Source organism: Streptomyces sp. NPDC050619, assembly GCF_040654815.1.
In the GTDB taxonomy this organism is placed as follows: domain Bacteria; phylum Actinomycetota; class Actinomycetes; order Streptomycetales; family Streptomycetaceae; genus Streptomyces.
In genome coordinates, this window is record NZ_JBFAIR010000026.1 from 1 (window position 1) to 15,397 (window position 15,397).

Below are 15,397 nucleotides of genomic sequence, written 5' to 3' on the forward strand. Positions count from 1 at the left end.
GTACTCACCCGAGAGACTCTCTCGCGGCTTTCCTCCGGGCGCTTCCCTTCGGTTCTTGCGTTTCCGACTCTACCAGATCCTTTTCCGATCCGATTTCCTCGGTGCTTTCCAGGTTCCCGCTCTCGCGTTTCCCTTTCCGGCGGTTCCGACATTATCAGAGGTTTTCAGCCGGACTGACCGGCCATCCATTTCCGATTCATCAGGAATGGGCTTCGTTGAAATCGATGTTTCCAGAAGCCGACAGACACTCACTGTCGCCGAGCCGGATGTCCGATCTCCAGGCAACTGTTTGAATCTACCTCCCCACGCGCTCCGTGTCAACGGCTCTTGTGGGGCGAAGGAGAGACTAGCAGCTCAGCCGAGCTGTCCGCACATCAGGCAGCCGTCGGAACGGCGGCGCTGCGCTCGGCAGCCTCTACGTCGCCCGTGTCTCCGGTGCGGGCCGCGCGGCCGCCCAGGACATAGACGTATGCGAGGAAAGCCAGCTCAGCGAGGACTCCAATGCCGATGCGGGCCCAGGTGGGCAGGCCGGACGGGGTGACGAAGCCTTCGATGGCGCCAGAGATGAAGAGGATCAACGCGAGACCTATCGCCATGCCTACCGCGGCTCTGCCCTCCTCGGCCAGGGCCGAGCGCCGGGAGCGCGGGCCGGGGTCGATCAGGGTCCAGCCCAGACGTAGCCCGGTGCCGGCGGCTACGAAGACCGCGGTCAGTTCGAGCAGGCCGTGCGGGAGGATGAGACCGAGGAAGGTGTCGAGGCGCCCGGCCGACGACATCAGGCCGATGCCGACGCCCAGGTTGAGCATGTTCTGGAAGAGGATCCAGAGCACCGGGAGGCCGAGGAAGACACCCAGGACCAGGCACATGGCGGCGGCCTGGGCGTTGTTCGTCCAGACCTGGGCGGCGAAGGAGGCTGCCGGGTGGCTCGAGTAGTACGTCTCGTACTGGCCGCCCGGGCGGGTGAGTTCGCGCAGTTCGCTGGGGGCCGCGATGGTGGCCTGTACTTCGGGGTGGGTACCGATCCACCACCCCAGGAGGATCGCGACGACCGTGGACAGGAGCGCGGTGGGTACCCACCAGTGGCGGGACCTGTAGACGGCGGCGGGGAAACCGTGGGCCAGGAAGCGTGTGACATCGCGCCAGGAGGCGCGTCGGGTGCCAGTCACGGCGCTACGCGCGCGTGCCACCAGTTGGCTGAGCCTGCCGGTCAGCTGCGGGTCCGGGGCGCTGGACTGAATCAGGGAGAGGTGGGTGGCGGTGCGTTGGTAGAGAGCGACGAGTTCGTCGGTCTCGGCGCCGGTGAGGCGACGCTGGCGCCGGAGCAGGGCGTCGAGGCGGTCCCATTCGGCCCGGTGGGCGGTGACGAAGACGTCGAGGTCCATCGGTTTGCCTGCTCCTCGGCTGGTCGTCGGCGGTTCGTCGTGGGAATCAGCTTGTCGTACTGCGGCGCGATGCGCCTTCAGCTTGGCAGACTGGCCGTTCTCGGGGCAGGTCAGGGGAAGGACGGCGGACGTGAGTGAGCTGGTGACGGGCGAGGCGGTGGCGCTGGAGCTGCGCCCTGCGAGGCTGCCCAGCAGGGCGTTGGCCGTGCTGATCGATCTGGCCGTGGCAATGACCGCCTACGTGGTCGTGACCATCGTTCTGGTGGCCTCCACCGCTTCCCTGGACGAGGCGGCACAGGTGGCGCTGTCGATCGCGGTGTTCCTTCTGGTGCTGGTGGGCGGGCCGATAGCGGTCGAGACGCTCAGCCACGGGCGTTCGCTCGGCAAGATGGCGTGCGGGCTGCGCGTGGTGCGGGACGACGGCGGGCCGATACGGTTCCGGCATGCGCTGGTGCGCGGGGCGATCGGGACGGTCGAGATTGTGATGACGTTCGGGGTCGTCGCCGTCATCGCGTCGCTCGTCTCGGCGCGTGGGCGGCGACTGGGCGACGTGTTCGCCGGGACCTTGGTCGTACGGGAACGGATACCGGTCGCACGCATCGGCTTCGTGCCTCCGCCGCCGCCCTGGCTTGCCGGGCGTTTCTCTGCGCTTGACCTGTCGGCGGTGCCCGACGGCTTGTGGCTTGCCATCCGCCAGTACCTGACGCGGATACAGCAGTTGGACCCCCAGGTCGGCTGGAGCATGGCGGAGAGCCTGGCCGCCGACCTCGCAGCCCGTACGGGGGCTCCCGCGCCGCAGGGCGTTCCGCCGGCCGCGTATCTGGCGGCGGTTGTGCAGGAGCGGCAGTCCCGGGAGGCTCGGCGGGCCTTCGGTGGCGGTGGGGCTGGGCGTACGGCTGCCGCTGTGCCGTCGGTCGGTGCCGGGGCCGCGAGTGGTGCGCCGGGTATGTACGGACCTCGGCCGGGGCAGCCCGCAGCCGCTACTCAGCCTGCCGTGTATGCCCCGGGGGCTGCTCCGGCGGGTCCTGGCCGGCCGGAGGCTCCGGTGGTTGGTCAGCTCGGGGCTCCGGCGCATGAGACCGAGTCCGAGTCCGAGGTTCCGCAAGAGATGCCGTCTACCGACCGTGCCCGGACCGGGACCGGGAGCGGGACCGGTTTCGTGCCGCCGACGTAAGTCAGCGAGAGCGTGCGGGAACCAGCGGGAGCCGAAACACCGAGACGGCGTGTGAGTGGGCTCAGGCGAATGTCGACGGCGGCGACTCGAGGTCTTCGAGCTCGATGCCGGGGGCCGCGAGCACCACGTCGCCTGCGATGTGAACCGTGTGCTGCTCGCCCGTGTCCAAGGCTGTGACCTGGTATTCGTCCACGGTCAGAGGGCCGTTGTCAGTGGCGTGTGCTTCTCTTTTCAGCAAGGCCCAGGACTGGTCCACGGTGCGCGGGGCGAGGACCGGATCCGTGAAGGCGACGAGGCGTACGCGGGTTGCCGAGCTGGAAGGGGTGAGGCGTAGGAGAAGGGTGGTGGCGATGAGGAATGCGGGGGATGTGCCGGTGAAGGAGTGAGCGCGGACGTTGCCTTCCGTGGCATGAGCCCCGGTGGGGTCCGTACGGACCCAGGTGACGCCGTCCAGGGCCGCGCCGCGTACCTGCCAGCTCGCGGCGTGGAGTTCGAGGCGGATGGGGCGGCCGAGTTCGTCGAGGGTGAGGTCGACGGAGCCGCTGTGGTCGCCCGCAGGGGTGGTCAGTTGGGAGACGTAGCGCCAGCCGGAGGGGCCGGGGGCGCAGTGGAAGTGCTCTTCTGCGAGGGGGGTGTGATCGTGCGGATCGTGGAGCGAATAGCGGCCGCGGGGCATGGGGGTTGTCGTCCTGGTCCTGGGGCTTGACGGGCCGGTCCGGCCAAAGGGGCAGGCCCCCGACACGGGGGTGCGGGGGCCTGCCTCGGAGGATCTGCTGCTGTGGGAGCGCGTCAGTGCACGGACGTGCTCGTCACAAGCCGCGGTGCGGACCCGGCCGCGGTAGAGGTCCGGTCAGTAGCGGTAGAGGTCCGACTTGTACGGGCCCTCGACCTCCACGCCGATGTACGCGGCCTGCTCGGGGCGGAGCGTGGTCAGCTTCACGCCGAGTGCGTCCAGGTGGAGGCGGGCGACCTTCTCGTCGAGGTGCTTGGGCAGCACGTAGACGTCGGTCGGGTACTCGTCGGGCTTGGTGAACAGCTCGATCTGGGCCAGGGTCTGGTCCGCGAAGGAGTTGGACATCACGAACGAGGGGTGACCGGTGGCGTTGCCCAGGTTCAACAGGCGGCCCTCGGACAGGACGATGAGCACCTTGCCGTCGGGGAACTTCCACGTGTGGACCTGCGGCTTGACCTCGTCCTTGACGATGCCCGGGATCTGCGCGAGGCCGGCCATGTCGATCTCGTTGTCGAAGTGGCCGATGTTGCCGACGATCGCCTGGTGCTTCATCTTGGCCATGTCGCTGGCCATGATGATGTCCTTGTTGCCGGTCGTGGTGATGAAGATGTCGGCCTTGTCGACGACCTCTTCGAGGGTCGTGACCTGGTAGCCGTCCATCGCCGCCTGGAGGGCGCAGATCGGGTCGATCTCGGTGATGATCACGCGGGCGCCCTGTCCGCGCAGGGACTCCGCGCAGCCCTTGCCCACGTCGCCGTAGCCGCAGACGACCGCGGTCTTGCCGCCGATGAGGACGTCGGTGGCGCGGTTGATGCCGTCGATCAGGGAATGGCGGCAGCCGTACTTGTTGTCGAACTTCGACTTGGTGACAGCGTCGTTGACGTTGATCGCCGGGAACAGGAGGGTGCCGTCGCGGTGCATCTCGTACAGGCGGTGGACGCCGGTCGTGGTCTCCTCGGTCACGCCGCGGATCTCCGAGGCGAGCTGGGTCCACTTCTGCGAGCCGTCGATGATGGTGCGGTGCAGGAGTTCGAGGATGACGCGGTGCTCGTCGTTCTCGGCAGTGTCGACGGACGGGACCTTGCCGGCCTTCTCGTACTCGACGCCCTTGTGGACGAGGAGGGTGGCGTCACCGCCGTCGTCCAGGATCATGTTCGGGCCGCCGGTGGGGGTGTTCGGCCAGGTCAGCGCCTGCTCCGTGCACCACCAGTACTCCTCCAGGGTCTCGCCCTTCCAGGCGAAGACCGGGATGCCCTGCGGGTTGTCGGGCGTGCCGTTCGGGCCGACGGCGATGGCGGCGGCCGCGTGGTCCTGGGTGGAGAAGATGTTGCAGGAGGCCCAGCGGACCTCGGCGCCCAGGGCGGCCAGGGTCTCGATGAGGACGGCGGTCTGCACGGTCATGTGCAGTGAGCCGGTGACGCGGGCGCCGGCGAGGGGCTGGGCGTCGGCGTATTCCCTGCGGATCGCCATCAGGCCCGGCATCTCGTGCTCGGCGAGAGTGATCTCCTTGCGGCCGAACTCGGCCAGGGAGAGGTCGGCGACCTTGAAGTCCTGTCGGTTGTCGACAGTCGTCATTGCGAGCTGCTCCTCGGGGTTGGGACGAGGTGGGTACGGCTGGTCTGCGCGGCGGCGGACACAGGGGTGCCCCGAAGGAGGACACAGGCATGCCCGCGTGTGCGCAGCGCAGTCCGTCGGAGGCCCTCTCTCCCTCGGTCGGTCCGCGGTGGGACCGCCCGACCGCCATCAGCAGCGACGTCTGGCTCCGACCCAAGCTACACCGGTCTGCCCGGGCGTCCCCAGTCCGCCTCCGAACACATCACGCCAACCCGACTCCGCGGCGAAGGTTCGTACCGGGTTCGGGCGGGCAGCCGCGAGAGCGATAACAGGACACCTGCGAACGGCGGAAGAGGAGCCGGCGGGCCCGCACAAACAGGGCTCTTGCGCCTTTGAGGCTGAGCGGAGGTGTTGCAGGATGCGAGGAGATCGGAACATCTGATCGATCTCGCGGGGCGTCCGGGACGGCGTTCCGCGTGACGAAGGCGTGAGGAGATTGACGTGACCAGTCCGGCCGGCCCTCCCCCCACGGGCGGCGGCGATGGCGAACGCAGACGGTTGAAGCTGCTCGCGGTGACCGCGTGCCCGACCGGCATCGCACACACGTATATGGCGGCCGAGAGGCTCGCGCAGGCCGCCGAGAGCCGTGGCATCGACATGAAGGTGGAGACGCAGGGATCCATCGGGGCCGAAAATATTCTCGACGACAACGATGTCAGCACCGCGGACGGCATCATCGTCGCCGCGGACAAGGACGTGGATCTGAGCCGCTTCGCGGGCAAGCGGGTCCTCGCGGTCGGGGTGGCGGAGGGCATTCACCACCCTGAGCGGCTGATCGAGCGGGTGCAGTCGGCGCCGGTGCACACGCAGGGTGGCGCGATCAAGCCCTCGGCGGAGGGCGGCGGCAAGGAGCGGAGTGTCGGGTACAAGGCGCTGATGAACGGGGTCAGTTACATGATTCCGTTCGTGGTGGTCGGCGGGTTGCTGATCGCCATCTCGCTCTCGCTCGGTGGGCACACCGACCCCTCCGGGGGACTCGTCATCCCGAAGGACTCTTTCTGGATGGACGTGAACAACGTCGGCGTCATCGGCTTCACGCTGATGGTGCCGATTCTGTCCGGATACATCGCCTACGCGATCGGCGACCGGCCCGCGCTGGTGCCGGGCATGATCGGCGGGTGGATCGCGAACACCGGGGAGTTGTACGACTCGAAAGCGGGCGCCGGTTTCATCGGGGCGATCGTGACGGGGTTCCTGGCCGGGTATCTGGTCCTGGGGATCAAGAAGGTCAGAGTCCCGAAGTTCGTGCAGCCGATCATGCCGATCATCGTGATCCCGATCGTGGCGACCACGGCGCTCGGGCTGTTCTTCATCTACGTCATCGGCCAGCCGATCTCGTGGGTCTTCGAGCAGCTGACCGACTGGCTCAGCGGGATGACGGGCACGAGCGCGATCCTGCTGGGCGCGATACTCGGGCTGATGATCGCGTTCGACATGGGCGGGCCGGTCAACAAGACGGCGTTCCTCTTCGGCACCGGCCTGATCGCGACCGGCAACCAGACGGTCATGGGCATGTGTGCGGCCGCGATCCCGGTCATGCCGCTGGGGCAGGGCATGGCCACGCTGATACGCAAGCGGCTGTACAGCGAGCAGGAGCGTGAGACGGGGCTCGCCGCGCTGTTCATGGGCTGCTTCGGCATCTCCGAGGGCGCCATCCCGTTCGCCGCGGCGCGGCCCGCTCAGGTCATCCCGGCCAACATGCTGGGCGGCGCGGTGGCCGGTGCGATCGCGGGGCAGGCCGGGGTCGAGGACGCGGTGCCGCACGGCGGGCCGATCGTGGCGGTGCTGGGCGCGGTGAGCGGCGTACCGATGTTCTTCGTGGCCGTGGTGATCGGCACGGTCGTCACAGCGCTGACGACGGTCGCGCTGGTCGACGTCAGTGAGCGGCGGCGGGGTGGAGCGCCGGTCGTCGGCGGGGGTGCGGTCGGGCCCGAGCCCGCGCTGGTCGGGGTGGGCGCGGGTGCGGCGAGTGGGCCGAGTGCGCGGGACCGAGGGGCGGCGGGTGCGGGCGCGCCGGGCGTCGGTGCCGTCGTATCGCGGCGGGACGTCGCCGGGGCCGCGGCGGCGTCCGTGAGCGCGCCCGCCGCGGGGGCCGTGTCGGCCGAAACCGCTGAGACCACCGGGTCCGACGCCGGCCCAGACGCCGACTCGGACGCAGGCTCCGACGACGCGGTCCTCTCCGACTATCTCACCGGCCAGACCGTCAAGGTCCGGCTCGATGCGCGGGACAAGGAGGCCGCCATCCGGGAGATAGCGGGGCTGTTGGCACGGACCGGTCGGGTCGCGGAGGTGGACGAGCTCGTGGCGACCGCCCTGCGGCGTGAGGAGCAGGGGACGACCGGGCTCGGTGACGAGATCGCGATTCCACATGCCAAGACGGACGCGGTGACCGCTCCCGTCGTCGGTTTCGCACGGTCCACCGGGGGTGTCGAGTGGGGCTCCCTGGACGGTACGAAGGCCAGGCTGATCTTCATGATCGCCGTACCGGAAGCGGCCGCGGGCGACGAGCATCTGCGGATTCTGGCGCTGTTGTCGCGGAAGTTGATGGACGCCGGATTCCGGGAGCGGCTCACCACCGCGCCGGACGAGAGGGCTGTCCTGCGTGTGCTGAGCGAGATCCGGTAGTCGGCGGGCCCCCCGAACACGCTGGACTCCGGTTTCGCACGCGCAGCGGGGTCCGCCGAACGACTCGGCGGACCCCGCTGTCGTACGAGAAATCAGTGCCCGGCGTCGTGCTGGGCCGGTCCCCCTGGGGCCGCCTCGCGGTCGGCGCCCTTGGCGGCCTCGGCCTCGCTGTAGATGTCGGGTTCGAGGTAGATCACGCGGGCGATCGGGACGGCTTCGCGGATGCGGGCCTCGGCGGCGTTGATCGCGGCGGCGATCTCGGCGGCGGTGTCGTCGTGCTGGACGGCGATCTTGGCGGCGACGAGCAGTTCCTCCGGGCCGAGGTGGAGCGTGCGCATGTGGATGATGCCGGTGACGGTGTCGCCGTCGACGATCGCGGCCTCGATCTTCTGGACCTCTTCGACGCCCGCGGCCTCACCGAGCAGCAGGGACTTGGTCTCGGCGGCCAGGATCAGGGCGATCAGGATGAGCAGGATGCCGATGCAGAGGGTGCCGATGCCGTCCCAGACGCCGTCTCCGGTCGCCAGGGCGAGGCTCACGCCGACCAGCGCCAGAATCAGACCGACGAGCGCGCCGAGGTCCTCCAGGAGGACGACGGGCAGTTCGGGGGCCTTGGCGTGACGGACGAAGTCCTTCCAGGACTTGGTGCCGCGCAGCGGGTTGGACTCCTTGATGGCCGTACGGAAGGAGAAGCTCTCGGCGATGATCGCGAACACGAGGACGCCGACCGGCCAGTACCAGTGCTCGATCTCGTGCGGGTGCTTGATCTTCTCGTAGCCCTCGTAGATCGCGAACATGCCGCCGACCGAGAAGAGGACGATCGAGACGAGGAAGGCGTAGATGTAGCGCTCGCGGCCGTAGCCGAAGGGGTGTTGCGGGGTCGCCTCGCGCTGGGCCTTCTTGCCGCCGACGAGCAGCAGCGCCTGGTTGCCGGAGTCCGCGAGCGAGTGCACGGACTCGGCGAGCATCGACGAAGAGCCGCTGAAGAGGAACGCCACGAACTTCGCTACCGCGATCGCGAGGTTGGCGGCGAGTGCCGCCACGATCGCCTTGGTGCCGCCTGACGCGCTCATGTGTTCGCGTTGTCCCTTCAGTACGCCGCTCGGTTCGCCGCTCGAGGCGCCGCCCGTGGTTTTGCCCGTCCTTTGCCGGTGGGCCATTGTTGCAGCCCGGTCCGACGACGGCTCGCCGGGCCACCCGCTGGGCCTCGGTCAGGGGACGACCGTGGCCCGGAAGACCGTACCGGCTCCGGACACTTCGGCCTTTTCGCCCGCCGGGACGAAGACCGAGTGGCCGGGCGTCAGTTCGTGTTCCCCGGCTCGCACGGAACCTGCGGTGCAGAGCAGGATCTGCGGGGTCGCGCGGGTGAGGTCGTGGGCGGCGGCGCCCTCGGGGAGGACGTACCGGGACAGCCGGAACTCGTCGATCGGGGTCTCGTAGACCTCCTCGCCGTCCGGAGCCGCCTCGGGGCGCAGGACGCCGGGGTCGCCGGCCTCGAAGCGGACGATGCGCAGGAGTTCGGGGACGTCGACGTGCTTGGGGGTCAGGCCGCAGCGCAGGACGTTGTCGGAGTTGGCCATGATCTCGACGCCGAGGCCGCTGAGGTAGGCGTGCGGGATGCCGGCGCCGAGGAACAGGGCCTCGCCGGGCTGGAGACGGACGTGATTGAGGAGCATGGCGGCGATGACGCCGGGGTCGCCCGGGTAGTGGTGGGCGATGTCGGCGTAAGGGGCGTAGTCGCCGCCGAGGCGGGTGCAGGCGGTCGCGGCCGCCGTGACCGTGTGGGACATCTCGTCCGGGTCGGCGGTGAGGATCGCCGTCAGGACCTCGCGCAGGGCGGCGTCCTCGGGGTGGGCGTGCAGCAGGTCGACGTACGGCTTGAGGCTGTCGACGCCGAGGCCGTCGAGCAGGTCGGCCGCCTGCGACGGGTCGCGGAAGCCGCACAGGCCGTCGAACTCGGTGAGCGCGCAGATGAGTTCGGGCTTGTGGTTGGCGTCCTTGTAGTTGCGGTGCGGGGCGTCGACGGGGATGCCGCGGCGCTCCTCGTCCTCGTACCCCTCCTTCGCCTGCTCCAGGTCGGGGTGCACCTGGAGGGAGAGGGGGGCGCCGGCGGCGAGGATCTTGAGGAGGAAGGGCAGACGCGGGCCGAACTTGGCGACGGCCTCAGCGCCCAACTCACGCTGCGGATAGGCCTCGATGACCTCGACGAGCGTGCCGCGCTCCGTGCGGGAGGGCGCGCCCGGGTGGGCGCCCATCCACATCTCCGCCTGGGGTTCGCCGGTCGGCTCGATGCCGAGCAGCCGCGGGATCGCGGTGGTGGAACCCCAGGCGTAGGGGCGGATGGTGTTGTCGAGGCGGTCCATGTTGTGTCGTTTTCTCCGTACGTACGCTGCCCAGGGGGTGCTGGTCAGAAGGCGCTGGTGGGAAGGCGCTGATGGGTAGGCCTGAGCCTCAGGCCCTCGAAGCGAGCGCCAGGTAGACGGCGGCGAAGTCCGTCATGGCGATCAGTTCCGCGAGGGTCTCCAGTTCGCCGCCGGCTTCCGGCTCCAGTTCGCTGATCGGCGTGTCGTGGCTGAGGGCCAGGTCACGGGCGGCGGGGGCGGCGGTGAGGCCGCCGATCGGGCGGTCGCGCAGCAGCACCACGCGTGCGTGCAGGGCGGGTGGCTCCTCGACGCGGTCGCGGAAGAAGTCCTCGGGGTCGGCGCTGGCGGCGAGCGGGCCCGCGAGCAGGGTGCTGTGCGCGGCGAGCGCCTCGGGCAGTTCGGCGACGACCGCGGGGGTGCCGGAGAGCTCGGCGAGGGCGGCGGCGAAACGACGGCCCGCGGGGCCGGCGGAGGTGCCCTCGGTCCAGATCACCGGAAGGGAGTCGGCGAGTTCGGCAGCCAGGGTCTTGGCCGGGTTGCTGTAGGTCACCACGACGGGTCCGCAGCGCTCGGCGATCTGGTCGAGGCGGTCGGCGACCTTTTCGAGGGCGTCGGGCGGAGCGGTGAGCACACCGGTGCGGTCGAGGAGCGCCAGGAGCGGGGTGAGCAGCGCCCACAGGACACCGGGGGCGGACGCGGCGGGTTCGTCCTGTTCGTACGGCGCGGTCGCCAGCGGTACGAAGAAGCCGTGGGCGCCCTCGACCGCTTCGGAGAGCGGTGTGTCGGCGGGGGCCACGGCGACGACGGTGCAGCCGCGGCGGTAGGCCGCGTCGGCGAGCAGGGACAGGCCCGGTTCGGTGCCGTCGGGGGTGGCGATCAGGAGCAGGTCCACGGAGCCGACCCAGCCGGGCAGTTCCCAGCGCAGGGCGCCCGCTGCGGGGGCCACGCCGGTGGGGGCCAGGCGGGTGACGGGGCTGCCGGGGCCGGCGAGCGTGCCGAGGAGGTCGGCGACGCAGGTCGCGGCGGCGCCGGGGCCCGCGATGAGGACGGCGCGGGGGCGGCCGTCCGGTTTGAGGTCGCCCACGCCGGCCTCGGCGGCGTGCCGTGCGGCGGTGCGGACGCGGGCGCCGGCCTCGGCGGCGCCGCGGAGCAGTCCGCGGTGGTCGGCCTCCGAGAGGGCCTCGGGGGTGTCGAGCAGCGATTCGTCGAGCATGGGCGGGCAGCCTCCGGTCGCCGGGTCGTCGGGTGCGGGTCTCCGGTTGCCTGGTTGTCGCTACGCGGGGCGGCGGGCCTCGTCGACGAGGAGGACGGGGATGCCGTCGCGGACGGGGTACGCCAGGCCGCAGTCCTGGCCGGTGCAGACCAGCTCGGTGTCCTGCTCCTTGAGGGGGGCGTGACAGGCCGGGCAGGCGAGGATCTCCAGGAGGCCGGCTTCGAGCGGCATGGGGGTTCCCTTCGGGGGGCCGGGCGTGGGTGTACGCGGATGTGCCTGGTCAGGGTACCGCCGGTGGGGGTGGGGTGCGGGGGGTTGGGGCGGGCGGGGTTGGTGGGTGGTCGGGGTGGGTGACGGCGTCGGGGTTTTCGCCCCCGCCGCCCCTTCCCGTCCCGTCCCTGGGGGCTGCGCCCCCAGACCCCCGCTTCGGCCTGAACGGCCTCGTCCTCAAACGCCGGACGGGCTGAAATCAGCTGACCGGCACCCGAATGTCAACCTCTGATGATCCCCAACACCTCGTCCCGCACCTTCGCCATCGTCGGCTCGTCCCGTGCCTCCGCGTTCAGTCGCAGCAGCGGTTCCGTGTTGGACGGGCGGACGTTGAACCACCAGTCGGCGGTGGTGATCGTCAGGCCGTCGAGCTCGTCCAGGGTCACGCCCTCGCGGCCCTCGTACGCGGAGCGGATGGCCGCCAGGCGGGCGGTCTGGTCGTCGACCGTGGAGTTGATCTCGCCGGAGCCGGTGTAGCGGTCGTACTGGGCGAACAGGGCGGAGAGGGGGCCCTCCTGGCCGCCGAGGGCCGCCAGGACGTGCAGGGCCGCCAGCATGCCCGTGTCGGCGTTCCAGAAGTCCTTGAAGTAGTAGTGCGCGGAGTGCTCGCCGCCGAAGATCGCGCCGCTCCTGGCCATCTCGGCCTTGATGAAGGAGTGGCCCACGCGTGTGCGTACCGGCGTGCCGCCGTTCTCCTTCACCACCTCCGGCACCGACCAGGACGTGATCAGGTTGTGGATGATCGTGCCCTTGCCGCCGTGCCTGGCGAGTTCGCGTGCGGCCACGAGGGCGGTGACGGCGGACGGCGAGACCGGGTCGCCGTGCTCGTCGATGACGAAGCAGCGGTCGGCGTCGCCGTCGAAGGCGATGCCGAGGTCGGCGCCCTCCTCGCGGACCCGCTTCTGGAGGTCCACGAGGTTCGCCGGGTCGAGGGGGTTGGCCTCGTGGTTGGGGAAGGTGCCGTCCAGTTCGAAGTACATGGGAACGAGGTCCAGGGGCAGGCCGGCGAAGACCGTCGGGACGGTGTGGCCGCCCATGCCGTTGCCCGCGTCGACGACGACCTTCAGCTGGCGGTTGGAGGTCAGGTCGACAAGGGTGCGCAGGTGGGCCGCGTAGTCCTTCAACGTGTCCCGCTGTGTGATCGTCCCCGGCGACGCGGCCGGGGCCGCGGGGGCGCCCGACTCGCTCCACAGCTCGACCAGTTCGCGGATCTCGGCGAGGCCCGTGTCCTGGCCGACCGGGGCGGCGCCCGCGCGGCACAGCTTTATGCCGTTGTACTGGGCCGGGTTGTGCGAGGCCGTGAACATCGCGCCCGGCAGGTTCAGCGCGCCCGAGGCGTAGTACAGCTGATCGGTCGAGCACAGGCCGATCTCGGTCACGTCGACGCCCCGCGCCGCTGCCCCGCGCGCGAAAGCCCGCGAAAGGCCGGGCGACGAAGGCCGCATGTCGTGCCCGATCACGATCGCGCTCGCGCCGGTCACCTGGACGAAGGCCGCCCCGAAGAGCTCGGCCAGCGGCTCGCCCCACTGGTCCGGGACGACCCCGCGCACGTCGTACGCCTTCACGAGCTGTGACAAATCAGCAGCCACGGCCAACCCTTCTGAAAGTCCTGTCGGTCACCACAAACTACCCGCACCCACCGACAATGGGCCGTGCGGTAGCAGAGTGGACTCCCAGCCGTTACCTCAGGTCAGGGCAGCATCCAGTCCAGCACCGGGGAACTCTGCCCGACCACTATCAGACACATCACCAGCAGCAATCCGATGCTCCAGGGCAGCACCTTGCGCAGCACGTCCCCCTCGCGGCCCGCGAGGCCCACGGCCGCGCACGCGATGGTGAGGTTCTGCGGCGAGATCATCTTGCCGAGGACACCGCCCGAACTGTTGGCGGCGGCCAGGAGTTCCGGGGACAGTCCCGACTCGCGGGCCGCGGTCACCTGCAACGCCCCGAACAGCGCGTTGGCCGAGGTGTCCGAGCCGGTGACGGCCACGCCGAACCAGCCCAGCACCGGTGACAGGAAGGCGAGTCCCGCGCCGGCCGCGGCCACGAAGTAGCCGATGGTGGCGGCCTGTCCGGAGAGGTTCATGACGTAGGCGAGGGCCAGCACGGACGTCACGGTGAGGATCGCGAACCTCAACTCGTGCACCGTGGCGGCCCATTCCTTGACCGCCACGCGCGCGTGCACGCCGAGGACGACCGCGGTGCACACCCCGGCGAGCAGCACGAGCGTGCCGCCGGTGGACACGATCGGCCAGCTGAAGACGTTCCCGCCGACCGGATTCCCCTCCGGGTCGGCAACGTTCAGCAGGGGCCAGTCGTACGTCTGGGTCGCCTCGGCCAGCCAGTCCTTGACGGCCGGGATCTGGGCGACGGAGAAGATCACGACGATCAGCGCGTACGGGGCGTAGGCGCGCACGACTTCACCGCGCGGGTCGGTCTCGTCCAGGTCCTCGCTCCGTACGCCGGTCAGCACGGCCGCGCGTACGGGCTCGGCGGCGGGCCTGCGTGCCTGCGGTACGGCGACCAGGGCGCCCGCGCCGGCCAAGGCGGCGCCGATGTCGGCGAGTTGGGCGGAGACGTAGTTGGAGGCCGCGAACTGGGCGACGGCGAAGGCGATTCCGCAGGCGAGGGCGGGCACCCAGGTCTCGCGCAGGCCCCGGCGGCCGTCGACCAGGCCGACCAGCACCAGCGGCACCACAAGGGCCAGCAGGGGGGTTTGACGGCCCACCACGGAGGCCACGTCGTCCAGCGGCAGCCCGGTGACCTGGGCGAGGGTCACGACGGGTGTGCCCATCGCGCCGAAGGCGACCGGAGCGGTGTTGGCGACGAGCGCGACGACCGCCGCGCGCACCGGCTCGAAGCCCAGCGCGACGAGCATGACCGAGCAGATCGCGACGGGTGCCCCGAAGCCGGCGAGGGCCTCCAGCAGCGCGCCGAAGCAGAAGGCGACGACGAGGGCCTGGATGCGCGGGTCGTCGGACAGCCGCCCGAAGGAGCGGCGCAGGATGTCGAAGTGCCGGGTACGGACCGTCATCCGGTACACCCACAGGGCGTTGACGACGATCCACAGGATGGGGAAGAGGCCGAAGACGGCTCCCTGGGCGGCGCTGGAGAGCGTCTGCTCCAACGGCATGCCGTACGCGAGCCAGGCGACCAGAGCGGCCGCCAGGAGGCCCGTCAGACCGGCCAGATGTGCCTTCACTCTGAGGCCGCCGAGCAGGACGAGGACGAGGACGAGGGGCAGGGCCGCCACGAGGGCGGACAGGCCGAGCGAGCCGGCGACGGGTTCCAGTTCCTGGACGTACACGGGCGCCCCCGATTCCGCCATGCGGAAAGCGATTTCTCGTTTTCGACTTACCGGAATGGTCGTGTCCGCGCCAACGGCACGTCAATGGGCGTGCACGACTCGGTGCGACGCGATCAGAAAAAGGGAGGTCAGAAAAGGGGAGGTCAGTTGTCCGGCGAGCGCAGCACCCGCAGATGGCCGCGGCGTGCGACCTCTCTCGGGTCCGCCGCGCGGCCCCCGCCGCCGGCCTGGGCCGCGCGTTCCTGAGGGCGGGCCGCCTCGCGCACGGCGTTGGCAAGCGCTTCCAGATCGTCGCCGCTGGGCCGGGCCGGAGCCGAGCCGTCGAGGAGGCGGACGACCTCCCAGCCGCGCGGGGCGGTGAGGCGCTCGGAGTGCTCGGCGCACAGGTCGTAGCAGTGGGGTTCGGCGTAGGTGGCGAGCGGGCCGAGGACCGCGGTCGAGTCGGCATAGACGTACGTCAGTGTCGCGACGGCGGGACGGCCGCACGCGGTGCGCGAACAGCGACGTACAGGGCTCACGACGTTGGACGGTACCGCACTCTTGAGCGGGCCGCGACGACTCTCCCCCCGGTCACTCCACCGTGTCGTGTTGTGAAACGCCCCACACGGCACTCCCCACACACCTCGCTGACCTGCACGGACACCTGCTTCCGAGGGGTCGAACGATTCTGGATCCGGTCACCACTCAACACAAAACCCACCAATGACTTTGATATC

Annotated in this window: 12 protein-coding genes; 2 read left to right on the plus strand and 10 right to left on the minus strand. The window is 70.2% G+C overall.

Annotated features, from left to right (window positions below; genetic code table 11):
* Positions 1-374: 374 nt before the first annotated feature.
* A complete protein-coding gene (locus AB0I77_RS34505; protein WP_363286712.1) occupies positions 375-1,382 on the minus strand; it encodes a stage II sporulation protein M in 1,008 nt (335 codons plus the stop codon).
* A gap of 130 nt (positions 1,383-1,512) precedes the next feature.
* Here AB0I77_RS34505 and AB0I77_RS34510 point away from each other — a divergent pair, with 130 nt between their 5' ends.
* Positions 1,513-2,556, plus strand: coding sequence for an RDD family protein (locus AB0I77_RS34510; RefSeq protein ID WP_363286713.1), 1,044 nt, complete (start codon positions 1,513-1,515; stop codon positions 2,554-2,556).
* A gap of 61 nt (positions 2,557-2,617) precedes the next feature.
* Here AB0I77_RS34510 and AB0I77_RS34515 read toward each other — a convergent pair whose 3' ends face one another.
* Both AB0I77_RS34515 and ahcY read right to left on the minus strand, forming a co-directional pair.
* On the minus strand, positions 2,618-3,232 hold the full coding sequence (locus AB0I77_RS34515; protein ID WP_363286714.1) for a hypothetical protein: 615 nt from the start codon (positions 3,230-3,232) through the stop codon (positions 2,618-2,620).
* A gap of 174 nt (positions 3,233-3,406) precedes the next feature.
* Positions 3,407-4,864 carry an adenosylhomocysteinase gene (ahcY, locus tag AB0I77_RS34520; RefSeq protein WP_363286715.1) on the minus strand — a complete coding sequence of 486 codons (1,458 nt, stop codon included), beginning with the start codon at positions 4,862-4,864 and terminating at the stop codon, positions 3,407-3,409.
* A gap of 480 nt (positions 4,865-5,344) precedes the next feature.
* On the opposite strand from ahcY, the gene AB0I77_RS34525 reads away from it, so the two are divergent.
* Positions 5,345-7,528 (plus strand): fructose-specific PTS transporter subunit EIIC, encoded by a 2,184-nt coding sequence (locus AB0I77_RS34525; protein ID WP_363286716.1) that lies wholly within the window; start codon positions 5,345-5,347, stop codon positions 7,526-7,528.
* Positions 7,529-7,620: 92 nt separating this feature from the next.
* Here the strand turns inward: AB0I77_RS34525 and AB0I77_RS34530 are convergent, their stop codons facing one another.
* The 7 genes from AB0I77_RS34530 to AB0I77_RS34560 form a co-directional block, all read right to left on the minus strand.
* A complete protein-coding gene (locus tag AB0I77_RS34530; protein WP_363286717.1) occupies positions 7,621-8,601 on the minus strand; it encodes a cation transporter in 981 nt (326 codons plus the stop codon).
* A gap of 138 nt (positions 8,602-8,739) precedes the next feature.
* Positions 8,740-9,891 (minus strand): mannose-6-phosphate isomerase, class I, encoded by a 1,152-nt coding sequence (gene manA / locus AB0I77_RS34535; protein ID WP_363286718.1) that lies wholly within the window; start codon positions 9,889-9,891, stop codon positions 8,740-8,742.
* Between the two features lie 88 nt (positions 9,892-9,979).
* Positions 9,980-11,104, minus strand: coding sequence for an SIS domain-containing protein (locus AB0I77_RS34540; protein ID WP_363286719.1), 1,125 nt, complete (start codon positions 11,102-11,104; stop codon positions 9,980-9,982).
* A 60-nt stretch (positions 11,105-11,164) separates the two neighbouring features.
* The gene (locus AB0I77_RS34545; RefSeq protein ID WP_141360461.1) at positions 11,165-11,335 is read right to left on the minus strand and encodes a Trm112 family protein; all 171 of its coding nucleotides are present in this window, start codon (positions 11,333-11,335) and stop codon (positions 11,165-11,167) included.
* Between the two features lie 260 nt (positions 11,336-11,595).
* Positions 11,596-12,963: a phosphomannomutase/phosphoglucomutase gene (locus AB0I77_RS34550; RefSeq protein ID WP_363286720.1), complete on the minus strand. Its 1,368-nt coding sequence runs from the start codon at positions 12,961-12,963 to the stop codon at positions 11,596-11,598.
* A gap of 101 nt (positions 12,964-13,064) precedes the next feature.
* Positions 13,065-14,681: an L-lactate permease gene (locus AB0I77_RS34555; protein ID WP_363286838.1), complete on the minus strand. Its 1,617-nt coding sequence runs from the start codon at positions 14,679-14,681 to the stop codon at positions 13,065-13,067.
* A gap of 143 nt (positions 14,682-14,824) precedes the next feature.
* Positions 14,825-15,199: a DUF3499 domain-containing protein gene (locus AB0I77_RS34560; RefSeq protein ID WP_363286721.1), complete on the minus strand. Its 375-nt coding sequence runs from the start codon at positions 15,197-15,199 to the stop codon at positions 14,825-14,827.
* Between the last annotated feature and the right edge of the window lie 198 nt (positions 15,200-15,397).